Origin of the sequence: Campylobacter concisus, assembly GCF_002913545.1 — a bacterium.
Lineage (GTDB): Bacteria > Campylobacterota > Campylobacteria > Campylobacterales > Campylobacteraceae > Campylobacter_A > Campylobacter_A concisus_AV.
This window is the reverse complement of record NZ_PPBR01000120.1, coordinates 57,440-69,838: the sequence shown is the minus strand read 5'-3', so window position 1 is coordinate 69,838 and position 12,399 is coordinate 57,440. Positions and strand designations below refer to the sequence as shown.

Genomic DNA, 12,399 nt, shown 5'->3' with positions numbered 1-12,399 from the left:
TTAGGCTAGTGGGCTCAAATTTGGCTAGAAATTTTAATTTTCAGAGATAAGTGTCTTTTTCTTACACTTTGTGCACTCTATAAAAGTGCCTTTTTTTAGCTCTTTTTTGATCATATCGCCGCCGCACTCATCGCATTTTTGCGCGATTGGCTCGTAGTTTGAGATGAAGTCACATTTTGGATAGTTGGCACATCCATAAAATTTACCACGCCTACTAAATCTCTCGACGATCTCACCGCCACATTTTGGACATGGTACGTCAAGCTTTTTAAGCTCGCGTTTTGGCTTAGCTGCCACAGTAGTGCCAGTTTCTGCACTCTTTTCATTATCTTTTGCGACGTTTCTTGAGTATTTGCATTTTGGGAAATTTGAGCAAGCGATAAACTCACCGTATCTGCCCTTTCTAAGCACTAGCTCGCTTCCGCACTCTGGGCACTTCTCGCCGATCGGAGTGGCTGTTTTTAGGCTTTTTATGCCAGTTTTGCCAGCGCTTATTTTTTCCATAAATGGATAGTAAAAGTCACTTAGCACCTTTTGCCAGTCAGCCTTGTCAAGCGCGATCTCATCGAGCTTTTCTTCAAGATGTGAGGTAAATTCGCTATCGACGATGTTGCTAAAGTGCTCCTCCAAAACGCCTATCATGCTAAATGCGATCTCGTTTGGTATGAGCTGCTTTTTCTCGATCCTTACGTAGTCTCTTGAGGTTAGCAGCGAGATGGTCGGTGCGTAGGTGCTTGGGCGGCCGATGCCTAGGCTTTCTAGCTTTTTAACAAGGCCAGCTTCAGAGTACCTGGCTGGTGGCTCGGTGAAGTTTTGCGTGCTTTTTATGCTTTGCAAACTCATCTCGTCGCCCTTTTTTAAATTTGGCAAAATTTTATCCTTATCAAGCTCGCCATAAACCTTATAAAAGCCGTCAAATAGCACCTTTCTGCCGCTTATCTTAAACTCGCCTTTTTCGCTTGCGACATAGACGTTTTGCGTTTGGCTCACACATGCGCTCATTTGGCAGGCTAAAAATCTATTGTAGATGAGCGTGTAGAGTTTGAGCGCATCTTTTTCTAAAAATTTAGCCGCGATTTGCGGTGTGAAGTTTAAATTTGTAGGGCGGATCGCTTCGTGGGCTTCTTGCGCACCTTTTGAGCTTGTCGTGTAGCTTATCGCTTTGGCTGGCAGATACTCTTTGCCGTAGTTTTGCAGGATGTGCTCTCTAGCGGCTGCGACGGCCTCTTTGGCTAAATTTAAGCTATCTGTTCTCATGTAAGTGATCGCACCCATGAAGCCCTCGTTTGTTTGCACGCCCTCATAGAGGCTTTGCGCGATCATCATCGTCTTTTTAGGACTAAAGCCAAGACGGTTGCTCGCACTTTGCTGAAGGGTTGAAGTCATAAATGGCGGGCTTGGCTGGATCTTTCTATCCTTGCTCTCGATCTCACGGACGCTAAATTTCTCATTTTGTAAATTTTCAATGATGTATTTTGCGCGGTCAGGATTTTGAATGGTTAGCTTTTCTATCTTTTGGTTTTCAAATTTAACTAGCTCGGCGTCTAGATCTTTTTTAAAAACTGTGTCGATAGTGTAGTATTCAACTGGTTTAAATGCCTGAATTTCACGCTCGCGATCGACTATTATCTTTAGGGCTGCACTTTGCACACGGCCAGCGCTTAAGCCTTTTTGTATCTTTAAATTTAAAAGCGGACTTAGCTTATAGCCAACGATGCGGTCAAGTAAGCGCCTTGTTTGCTGGGCATTGACGCTGTTCATATCGACGTGTCTTGGGCTTTTTAGAGCATTTTGTATGGCACTTTTGGTGATCTCGTGAAAGACGATGCGAGGCAGGCTTGTTGGCTCTTTGCCGATGGCATTTGCGATGTGAAACGCGATTGCCTCACCCTCCCTATCCTCATCGGTCGCGAGGTAAATTTCATCTGCACCCTTAGCAAGCTCTTTTATCTCTTTTACGATGGCGGAGTGATCGCTGCTGATGCGATACTCTGGGGTAAATTTATTATCCTCTATCTTTATGCCAAAGCTCGTTTTTGGCAAGTCTCTGATGTGGCCTTTTGAGGCGATGACGTTGTAGCTTTTGTCTAAGAAATTTTTGATAGTCTTTGCTTTTGCGGGAGATTCCACGATGATTAAGCTTTTCATTTATATATAGCCTTTGATTTTTTTGGCGTAATTGTAGCAGAAATAAAATCGATTAAGTTCATAAACTTTTTTGAATATTTTTAAATGTAATTAAATGTTTATAAAATGTATAATTTATGTGAGATTTACTTTTTATCTATAAGCTAAATTCCTTAAAATATGCCAAAAAATTAGGAGTAAAAATGCTATCAGGCGAGCTACTTAAAAGCCATTTTGCTAAATTTGATCTAGTGGCGATGCTTAGTGAGTTTTTAAAGCAAAGTTGTTTTTATAAAGAAAAATTTCAAGCACTTAGGCGGGTTGGTTTTAAAAGCTTAGATAAGAGCCAAAGAGAGGAGCTTATTAAAATAGCAGGCTTTAAAGCGTATCTTGACACGAAATTTCAGAAATTTTTGCGTGAGCTGATGCAAAGCAAGATCCTCGTTGTAAGCGGCGCGGAGTATAAATTTAGCGAGCTTGAAATTTACACCTGCTTTGATGCAAACACCTACAAAAGATCGTGCGAGGCGGGCGAAATTTACTTTCACAACTTTGGTTTTGACATCTCTTTTAAGAGCGAGCCAGCGCTTTATGGTGGCATTTTAGTAAGGAGTTTAAAGCCATTAAAAGAGCGAAATTTCATCTTTGGACCAAGAAAATGTGCCTTGCATATCTTAAATAGCAAAATAAGTAATTTAAATTTTGATCTAAAAGAGGCTGATTTTAGAAAGGATGAGGTCGCTTTTACGCCAAGGATTAGGTCGTTTAAAGATGAGAGTGAGCTTCAAAATGACGCTTTAAGGGCGGTTAGTGGCGAGTTTAGAGGGGCACTTGAAAGTGCAAAAGAGTATAAAAAAAGAGTTGAAAATGCCTATAAAAAGGGGTGAAATTTATCTTTTTATAGGCTTTGATGCTGAGAAATTTAGCCCCAAGCATTTTGGCTATCTCGGGGCTTTGGTGATATTATTTTATGACGGCTAGTTTGCCTGTGCCAGCGTTTTGATTTACCTCTTTTTGGACGTTTGAAGCTTCGAGGAGCTCAAATTTATATGGAGGCTCAAATGGCGGCTTGGTTAGCTTTTCGCAAACGCTGCCTTTTTTAGAAAGGTCTATGTTGCCGCTTTCAAAAATGGTGCCTTTGTTACATTTATAGCTTATCTTGACGCCATTTGTAAAGTAGTTGTTTTGAGCGTATACTAGCGAGCCAAAGCGCACTCCAATGGCGTATTTTTGGTCATAAAAGCCATCTTTTGAGTCATAAAAGTTGTTATAGACGTGCACCTTTGCATTGCGTGCCATAGGTAGGCGTTGCGCGCAGTTGTCAAAAATGTTATGAGCGACCGTTATAGTCCTTGTTTCGCTACTGCCATCTGAGTCTCTTGAGCCTATTAGCATCGTTTTGTCGTGGTTTTCAAAGATGTTGTGCGAGATCGTGATGGCCGCACTATCCCCCTTGATGTCGCATAGTCCGTCATAAGTTTGCCATTTAGTAAGCTCTCCGCCTGCTAAATGCACATGGCTAAGATCCACAGTGTCCTTAAAATGGCAGTGATCTACCCAGATGTTTTTGCTTGATTCTATGCTAACGCCGTCATATTGCGCGTTAAAGCCGTCATTTTTTTGTATATCTGGAAATGGATCAAAAGCATCTTCGATCAGCATGTTGCGGATCGCGATATTTTGGACATTTTTTAGTAAAAATGAGCCACCTTTTATGCCTGAGTTTTCGCCTAAGCCGATTATCGTGGTATTGCTAGCTACCGGCACTACGATGAGCTTTTTGTACTCATTAGCTAAATTTTTGCGAAGCTCTGCTAGCTTTGGATCTTGCGATCCATCTAAAAATGCACGGCATGAAGCGCCGTAAGCCTGCATAAACTGGGTATAAGAGCTAAACTCACCACCACTAATCTCACTTATAAATTTATCAAGCCCCTCGCTCTTGCCATTTTGCGGGATCTTGCCTTCGCTAAGGTCTATGAGCCCATCCACATAGATGACGTAGCCACCCATTTGAGCGTATTTTACGAGTTCTTGTCTATCTTGAATGGTGACTTCTTTACTCTCTTTGCCGGCGTATCCGCCAAAATTTTGCTCCGCACCAATGCTAGCGTAACCAAAGGGCGAGTCACTTGCTTTTATCTCGCCCGCTTGTGCCTCAGCGCCAAATGCAAATAACGCACTAATGGCGAGTAACAATATCTTTTTAAACATCTTTAGCCTCCTAAATTTGGCTTTTTATTTTTGATATTTTATTGCGAATGTCGCCGTTAAATTTAGTGCAATTTTTAAAAAAGATAAAATTTACGCGAAAAATATCTCGCTTTTTAGACGAAGCAAACATAGATAGGCACTTAGCACGCTTTGCTCTCTAACGTAGTTGCGCTCCCCTTTTAAAAGTAGCCTCTCAACCTCGATGTTGCCGTTTCTATCGCCAGCTGCGACATATACTGTGCCAACTGGCTTACTAGCTGTGCCCCCACCTGGTCCTGCTATGCCACTAATCGCAAGTGCAAAGTCCGCATTTGTAGTGCTTAGCGTGCCTTTTACCATCGCTTTTACGCAAGGCTCGCTCACGGCTCCGTAAGTATCTAAAATTTCATCCTCAACGCCCAACCACTCGTGTTTTATGTGGTTCGCATAAGTCACCAATGAGCCATCAAAGCTAGCTGAGATGCCGCCATATCTTGCAAATTTAGCCGCTGCAAGCCCAGCCGTGCAAGACTCAGCAAATGAAATTTTAAGCCCCTTTTGCATGAGCTTTTTTGCTACAAATTTGATCACATCTTTTTGTGGGATAAATTTTTGCGAAAATAGCGTTTTTACCCCTTGTAAAAAGCTCTCGATCTGGCCAAATTTATTGCTTTTTGCCCTTACTAGTATCAAATTTGGCAGGATCTGCGCAAGAGTGATATCGACCTCATAAGTTTTAGCAAGTGGCAGCATAAGGATCTTCGCGCTATCTGCGTCGATGTCTATTAGATGAAAGTAGCTAAAATCAGGCTCGTACTCGACTAAAAACTCGCCTAGTTCTTCATTTGGATTAGCTTTTATGAGATTTATCTGAGCATTATTTAGGCTGGCTAAAAAGCTATTTTTAGAGTAGTCTAAGCTATCTTTAAGCGCAAGTGTCGTGCTATCTTTTAGCTCGAGCGAGCCCCCAGTTAGCGTCGCTACGATCTTTGCGGCGATAGCAAAATTTTCATCTGAGCCAAAAATGCTTACAAAGTCGTAATCTTTTGATAAATTTTCGATGATAAAAGGTAGCTCTTTGCTATTTTTGGGAGCAAAACTGACCACTCCAAGCTCGCCAAAATGATCCTCGTAACTTTGAAAAATGTAGTTTAGAAATTCTCTATTTATCTCAAGATCTTCGCCTATTATCAAGATACTTTGTCTCATTTTTAAGCTCCTTTTTTTGCCTCATTATACTATTTTTCAGTGTGATTTAACCAGCACAGGTGTAAAATTAGCAAATTTTAAAATCAAGGTAAAAAATGGACTACAAAGAGACACTTTTACTCCCAGAGACAAATTTCCCGATGCGCGGAAATCTCCCACAAAATGAACCACAAAGACTAAAATCATGGTACGAAGAGCGCAAGGTTTATGAAAAAATGAAGAAAAATCGCCAAAATGCGGTTAAAAACTTCAACATCCACGACGGCCCTCCGTATGCAAACGGACACCTACACATCGGCCACGCGTTAAATAAAATTTTAAAAGATATCATCACAAAAACGCACTATTTTTACGGCGAAAACGTCCGCTACGTGCCAGGCTGGGACTGCCACGGCTTGCCGATCGAGCAGCAAGTCGAAGTAAAGCTTGGCGATAAGAAAAAAGAGCTTAGCAAGGTCGAGATCAGGGAGCTTTGCAGGCAGCACGCGAGAGAATTTATAGACATTCAAAGAAATGAATTTAAAAGCCTTGGCATCATCGGCGACTTTGAAAATCCATACATGACGATGAAATTTGAGTTTGAGGCTGACATCTACAAAGCACTTTGCGAGATCGCTAAAAAAGGCCTTTTGGTTGAAAGAAGCAAGCCAGTTTATTGGAGCTGGGCGGCTAGATCAGCGCTAGCTGAAGCTGAGGTTGAGTACGAGGAGAAAGAGGACTACTCTATTTACGTAGCATTTGAGCTTGATGGCGATGCGCTAGAAAAGCTTGGCGTAAAAGAGGCAAGCGCTGTCATCTGGACAACCACGCCTTGGACGCTTCCAGCAAATCAAGCCATAAGCCTAAAACCAGATGAAATTTATGTGCTAACGGCTGAAAATTTGATATTTGCAAAGCCACTACTTGAAAGCGTTGTAGAGAGTGGCCTAAGCAAGGGCGAGATCAAAAAAGAGTTTAAATCAAGCCTGCTTGAAAATACCCACGCGATAAATCCACTAAACGGCAGAAAGTCTAAATTTTTACTAGGTGATCACGTCATGATGGACGGGGGTACTGGACTTGTTCATACATCTCCAGGTCACGGCGAGGACGACTACTACGTCTGTTTGAAATATGGCTTTAGCGAAATTTTGATGCCAGTTGATGATGGAGGCTGCTACGATGAGAGCATAAAACATCACGGACTATTTAGAAGTGACGTGGTAGACGAGTTTGTCGGCATGCACATCTTTAAAGCAAATGAGAAAATTTTAGAGCTACTTGGCAAAAGCTTGCTTAGCGTCTCTAAATTTAGACACTCTTATCCGTTCTGCTGGAGAACGCACAAGCCAGTTATTTATAGAGCCACAAAGCAGTGGTTTATAGCTATGGACGAGGCTAAACTAGGCGGCAAAACGCTTAGACAAACAGCGCTAAAAGAGCTTGAAAAGGTTAAATTTTACCCAAGCGTTGGCATAAAAAGAATAGGCTCTATGATAGAAAATCGCCCAGACTGGTGTATCTCTCGTCAGCGTGACTGGGGCGTGCCGATCGCGTTTTTCAGAGATAAAGCGACAAAAGAAGTTATATTTGATAGTGAAATTTTAGACCACATCGCAGGCATCTTTAAAGAAAAAGGCGCTGACGCGTGGTGGGCACTAAGCATAGACGAGCTTTTACCAAAAGGCTCAAAATACAAGGCTGAAAATTTAGAAAAAGTGATGGACATCCTTGATGTTTGGTTTGATAGTGGCTCGACGTGGCACGCGGTCTTGCAAAGCGACAACTACGACGCTGGCAAATACCCTGCAAGCATGTATCTTGAGGGCTCAGATCAGCACCGCGGCTGGTTTCAAAGCTCGCTTCTAGTAAGCACAGCTATAAATTCTCACGCACCTTACGAGAGTATCCTAACTCACGGCTTTACAGTCGATGCTAAGGGCGAGAAGATGAGTAAGAGCAAGGGCAACGTCATCGCTCCACAAGACGTGGCTAAGACTCACGGCGTGGAAATTTTACGCCTTTGGGTTGGCATGAGTGATTACTCAAGCGACCTAAAAATAAGCGAAGATATATTAAAGCAAATAAGCGAGCAATACCGCAAAATCCGCAACACTATCCGCTTTTTACTAGCAAACGTAAATGATCTTGAGAGCTTAAATACAGAGTTTAACATCCTTGATAAGTGGATATTGGCGCGCGCTAAAAAGGTCTTTGACGAGGCGAGCGCTTGCTTTAGAAATTACGACTTTTCAAAGGGCTTTAACATCCTTTTAAATTTCCTATCAGCCGATCTTAGCGGCGTATATCTTGACGTTTGTAAAGATAGACTTTACTGCGACGCAAAAGACGCACCAAGAAGAAGATCAGCTCAAAGTGCAATGGCGATTATCACAAAGGCACTTTTGCCACTCATCGCTCCAACGCTTACTTACACCGTTGATGAGGTGATGGACTACGCTCCAAAGATCGTCAAAGGCGAGGCAAAAGACGCGTTTGATCTAGTCTATGAGCCAATCAAATTTGACCTTAGTTTTGAAGATGAGCTTCTTTTTGCCAGCAGGGAGAAATTTAACGAGATCGTGGATGTTCTTAAGAAGGACAAAAAGATAAAATCAACTCTAGAGCTAAGTCTAGAGACCACAAACCATAACATCACAGGCTACGACGAGCGCGAAGTGGCCGATCTTTACATGGTAAGCTCGGTTAGAGCTTATGATGATAGCGAGCCACTAGCTGAGTTTGAGCTTGAGGGTGATAAATTTAAGATTATAGCAAGCAACCTTTACAAATGCCCAAGATGCTGGAAATTTAACGCTAGCAAAGAAGATGCGCTATGCCCAAGATGTGAAGAGGTCATAAGTGCTAAGTGAGCCAGTAAGCGCAACTATCATAATAGCAACGATCGCTGCGGTGGTCGTTGTTAGCTTGTTTGGCATATTTTTGGTTAATAAATTTAAAGGATAAAAATAGTGGTAACTTTAAAAGAAGCTTTGAAATTTTCAGCTGAAGAGATAAAAAATTTAAGAGCCGAGCTTGAGGCGAAGATCATAAAAGAAAAAGAGCTTGGCGCTTATGTCGAGCAGCTAGCAAATTTAGAGATCGCAAAACTAGGCGAGGGCGTGCCTATCGCTATAAAAGACAACATCCAAGTAAAAGGCTGGAACGTCACGTGCGCTTCTAAAATTTTACAAGGCTACGTAGCACCATATAATGCAACTGTCATAGAGAAGCTACTTAGTAAAAATTTAGCTCCATTTGGCCGCACGAATATGGACGAATTTGCGATGGGAAGCACAACTGAGAGCTCATTTTATGGCAAAACACTAAACCCACTAAATCACGCTCACGTCCCAGGTGGCAGTAGCGGTGGCTCAGCAGCAGCAGTCGCAGCCGGCCTTGCAGTAGCCGCACTTGGTAGCGACACTGGTGGCTCGATCCGTCAGCCAGCGGCATTTTGCGGATGCGTAGGGCTTAAGCCAACTTATGGCAGAGTGAGCAGATATGGCCTTGGTGCCTACTCAAGCAGCCTTGATCAAATAGGTCCGATCGCGCAAAACGTAGAAGACGCAGCCATTTTATATGACGCGATCGCTGGACACGATCCAAAAGATAGCACGAGCGCAGATGTGCCGTTTGTGAGCGTTAGCGACAAGATAGATGGCAACAAAAAATTAAAAATTTGTATCATCAAAAACTACGTAGAAAACGCAAGCGAGCAGACAAAAGCTGCTTTAAATTTAGCTATAGAAAAGCTAAAATCACACGGTCACAGCGTAACTTACACAAATTTTGAAGACTCAAAATATGACGTCGCTGCCTACTACATCATCGCAACCGCAGAGGCAAGCGCAAATTTAAGCCGCTACGATGGCGTGAGATACGGCAGACGCGCGGATGCTAAAAATTTAAAAGAGCTATATGTAAATTCGCGTTCTGAAGGCTTTGGTGAAGAGGTAAAAAGAAGAATTTTGCTTGGTACATTTGTGCTAAGTAGCGGATACTACGATGCTTACTACATCAAAGCGCAAAAAGCAAGAGCGCATATAAAAGCTCAGTACGAGAAAATTTTAGAAGAAAATGATCTCATCTTCATGCCAGTTGCTCCAAGCACAGCTTATAAATTTGGAGCACACAGTGATCCGCTTCAAGCCTATCTAAGCGACATTTACACGATCAGCGTAAATTTAGCAGGCCTACCAGCTATCTCTGTGCCAGTTGGTAAAGATGATCAAAATTTAAACGTGAGCGCCCAGCTCATCGCAAAAGCGTGGGACGAACAGACCTTGATAAATGGTGCTAAGAGCCTAGAAAATTTAATAAAAGGATAAAAATATGAAGATAGTAAAGAGAGCTTTAACATTTGAGGATGTGCTTCTTGTGCCGCAATACTCTGAAATTTTGCCAAAGCAAGTTGATGTAAAAACCAGGATTAGCAAAAACGTCACGCTAAATATCCCGATCGTCTCTGCTGCGATGGATACGGTGACCGAGCATAGAACTGCTATCATGATGGCAAGGCTCGGCGGTATCGGCGTCATCCACAAAAATATGGACATCGAAAGCCAAGCAAAAGAGGTCAAACGCGTCAAAAAAAGCGAAAGTGGCGTCATCATCGATCCTATCTTTATAAATCCAGAAGCGACCGTGGCTGAAGCTCTAAGCCTTATGTCAGATCTTCATATTTCAGGCGTTCCAGTCATCGACAAAGACCGCAAACTAATAGGAATTTTAACAAACCGCGATTTGAGATTTGAGACAAATATGAGCACTTTGGTAAAAGACCGCATGACAAAGGCACCGCTTATCACTGCACCAAAGGGCTGCACGCTTGATGATGCGGAGAAAATTTTCTCTCAAAACAGAGTTGAGAAGCTTCCTATCGTCGATAAAGACGGCAGACTTGACGGACTTATCACTATAAAAGATCTAAAAAAACGCAAAGAGTATCCAAACGCAAACAAAGATAGCTACGGCAGACTTCGCGTGGCTGCGGCTATTGGCGTGGGTCAGATAGAGCGCGCTAAAGCGCTAGTTGATGCTGGCGTAGATGTCATCGTCATCGACTCAGCTCACGGCCACTCAAAGGGCATTATCGATACTTTAAAAGAGGTAAAAGCAAATTTCAAAGTCGATGTAGTAGCTGGCAATATCGCAAATCCAGCAGCCGTAAAAGACCTAGCAGAAGCAGGAGCTGACGGCATAAAAGTAGGCATTGGACCAGGATCTATTTGTACCACAAGGATCGTTGCTGGTGTCGGCGTGCCTCAAATTTCAGCTATCGATGACTGCGCAAGCGAAGCAGCGAAATATGGCATCCCAGTTATCGCAGACGGCGGTCTAAAATACTCAGGCGACGTGGCAAAAGCCCTTGCAGCAGGTGCAGCTTGCGTTATGGCGGGAAGCTTACTTGCAGGTTGCGAAGAGAGCCCGGGCGAGCTTATAACATTCCAAGGTCGCCAGTATAAAGTATATCGTGGCATGGGCTCAATAGGCGCTATGACAAAGGGCAGCTCTGACCGCTACTTCCAAGAGGGCACCGCTCAAGACAAGCTTGTGCCTGAAGGCATCGAAGGCCGTGTGCCATTTGCTGGAAGCATAAAAGATGTGATACATCAGCTAATAGGCGGCCTAAGAAGCGCTATGGGCTATGTTGGCGCAAAAGATATCCCAACTCTTCAAGAAAGAGCTGAATTTGTCGAGATAACAAGCGCTGGACTAAAAGAGAGCCACGTCCACGACGTAGTTATCACTCACGAGGCACCAAACTACAAAGTTAATTAGTGTTAGAGCTGCAAACTAGAACTATTAAATTTAACGAGCCACTCTATCTTGAGAGTGGCCGTATGCTATCAAATTTCAAGCTTATTTATGAGACTTACGGCACGCTAAATGCTGATAAAAGCAACGTTATCGTGATCTGCCACGCCCTAACTGGCTCGCACCACGCTGCTGGTACATACGCAGGCGATGAGAAAGCTGGCTGGTGGGACGGGCTAATAGGCAGCAAAAAGGCGGTCGATACCGATAAATTTTACGTCATCTGCGTAAATATCTTAGGCTCGTGCTTTGGCTCGACCTCACCGCTAAGCGTTGATCGAAGTAGCGGCAAAGAGTATAGGCTAAATTTCCCAGTCCTTGCCATAAGTGACGTGGTAAAGGCGCAGATGAGGCTATTTAGCGAGCTTGGCATCACAAGGGCAAGAGCCGTGATAGGCGGCAGTCTTGGCGGTATGCAGGCACTTTGCTACGCTATCGAGTTTCCAGAGTTTGCGCAAGATATCATAATGCTTGCAAGCACCTATCAGACGAAGCCTTGGGCAATAGCGTTTAACAAGATCGCTATCGAAGCCATTTTAAACGATGAAAATTTTAAAAACGGCGAATACGACGCAGAATTTATAAGAAAAAACGGGCTAAAAGGTATGGCTTATGGCAGGATGGCAGGGCATATCAGCTTTTTAAGCCCTGATAGCATGGATAAAAAATTTGGACGCAACTACGTCGAAACCGACGGCCTTTACGATCTTTTTGGACATTTTCAGGTCGATCGCTACATGGAGTATAACGGCTACAACTTCCCAAAGAGGTTTGACCCGCTAAGCTACCTATACATCGTAAAGATGATGAATATCTTTGACTGCACAAGGCACTACGATAGCCTAAAAGACGCCCTTGCGCCGATCAAAGCAAATCTGCATCTAGTCGCTTTCAAAGGCGATCTACTCTTTCCGCCAAGCTGCATGAGAGAAATTTATGACGCACTTTGCGAGATGGGCAGAGGCGCAAAGACAAATTTTGTTGAGATAGATAGCAACTACGGCCACGACGCCTTTTTGGTCGAGATAGAAAAATTTGATGGATATATAAAAAATATATTAAAAGGATAGA

At 43.1% G+C, this 12,399-nt stretch carries 8 protein-coding genes; 5 read left to right on the top strand and 3 right to left on the bottom strand.

From position 1 onward, the window contains the following. Positions 1-33 precede the first annotated feature (33 nt). Positions 34-2,148 carry a type I DNA topoisomerase gene (gene topA / locus CYP05_RS07985; RefSeq protein ID WP_103642552.1) on the bottom strand — a complete coding sequence of 705 codons (2,115 nt, stop codon included), beginning with the start codon at positions 2,146-2,148 and terminating at the stop codon, positions 34-36. Positions 2,149-2,330: 182 nt separating this feature from the next. Here topA and CYP05_RS07980 point away from each other — a divergent pair, with 182 nt between their 5' ends. Beyond that, positions 2,331-3,014 carry an ABC transporter substrate-binding protein gene (locus tag CYP05_RS07980; RefSeq protein WP_103642551.1) on the top strand — a complete coding sequence of 228 codons (684 nt, stop codon included), beginning with the start codon at positions 2,331-2,333 and terminating at the stop codon, positions 3,012-3,014. Positions 3,015-3,090: 76 nt separating this feature from the next. Here the strand turns inward: CYP05_RS07980 and CYP05_RS07975 are convergent, their stop codons facing one another. Continuing rightward, entirely contained in the window at positions 3,091-4,341 is a 1,251-nt protein-coding gene (locus tag CYP05_RS07975; protein WP_103642550.1) for a pectate lyase family protein, read from the bottom strand. 90 nt (positions 4,342-4,431) lie between these two features. Continuing rightward, positions 4,432-5,529, bottom strand: coding sequence for a CinA family protein (locus tag CYP05_RS07970; RefSeq protein ID WP_103601394.1), 1,098 nt, complete (start codon positions 5,527-5,529; stop codon positions 4,432-4,434). Between the two features lie 95 nt (positions 5,530-5,624). Between CYP05_RS07970 and ileS the strand changes: the two genes are divergently transcribed. The 4 genes from ileS to metX all read left to right on the top strand — a co-directional run bounded on the left by ileS (position 5,625) and on the right by metX (position 12,398). Then, on the top strand, positions 5,625-8,381 hold the full coding sequence (ileS, locus tag CYP05_RS07965; RefSeq protein WP_103642549.1) for an isoleucine--tRNA ligase: 2,757 nt from the start codon (positions 5,625-5,627) through the stop codon (positions 8,379-8,381). 99 nt (positions 8,382-8,480) lie between these two features. Beyond that, positions 8,481-9,839 (top strand): Asp-tRNA(Asn)/Glu-tRNA(Gln) amidotransferase subunit GatA, encoded by a 1,359-nt coding sequence (gatA, locus tag CYP05_RS07960; protein ID WP_103642548.1) that lies wholly within the window; start codon positions 8,481-8,483, stop codon positions 9,837-9,839. 4 nt (positions 9,840-9,843) lie between these two features. Next, positions 9,844-11,292: an IMP dehydrogenase gene (gene guaB / locus CYP05_RS07955; RefSeq protein WP_103642547.1), complete on the top strand. Its 1,449-nt coding sequence runs from the start codon at positions 9,844-9,846 to the stop codon at positions 11,290-11,292. Beyond that, positions 11,292-12,398, top strand: a complete 1,107-nt coding sequence (gene metX / locus CYP05_RS07950) for a homoserine O-acetyltransferase MetX (protein ID WP_103642546.1) — start codon at positions 11,292-11,294, stop codon at positions 12,396-12,398. The genes guaB and metX overlap by 1 nt, the downstream gene beginning before the upstream one ends. Position 12,399 lies beyond the last annotated feature (1 nt).

What these genes read in the sequence shown, in the direction of transcription:
- CYP05_RS07975 (WP_103642550.1), bottom strand. Translation starts at nt 4,341, where the DNA reads ATGTTTAAAAAGATATTGTTACTCGCCATTAGTGCGTTATTTGCATTT.
- ileS (WP_103642549.1), top strand. Translation starts at nt 5,625, where the DNA reads ATGGACTACAAAGAGACACTTTTACTCCCAGAGACAAATTTCCCGATG.
- guaB (WP_103642547.1), top strand. Translation starts at nt 9,844, where the DNA reads ATGAAGATAGTAAAGAGAGCTTTAACATTTGAGGATGTGCTTCTTGTG.
- topA (WP_103642552.1), bottom strand. Translation starts at nt 2,148, where the DNA reads ATGAAAAGCTTAATCATCGTGGAATCTCCCGCAAAAGCAAAGACTATC.
- CYP05_RS07980 (WP_103642551.1), top strand. Translation starts at nt 2,331, where the DNA reads ATGCTATCAGGCGAGCTACTTAAAAGCCATTTTGCTAAATTTGATCTA.
- CYP05_RS07970 (WP_103601394.1), bottom strand. Translation starts at nt 5,529, where the DNA reads ATGAGACAAAGTATCTTGATAATAGGCGAAGATCTTGAGATAAATAGA.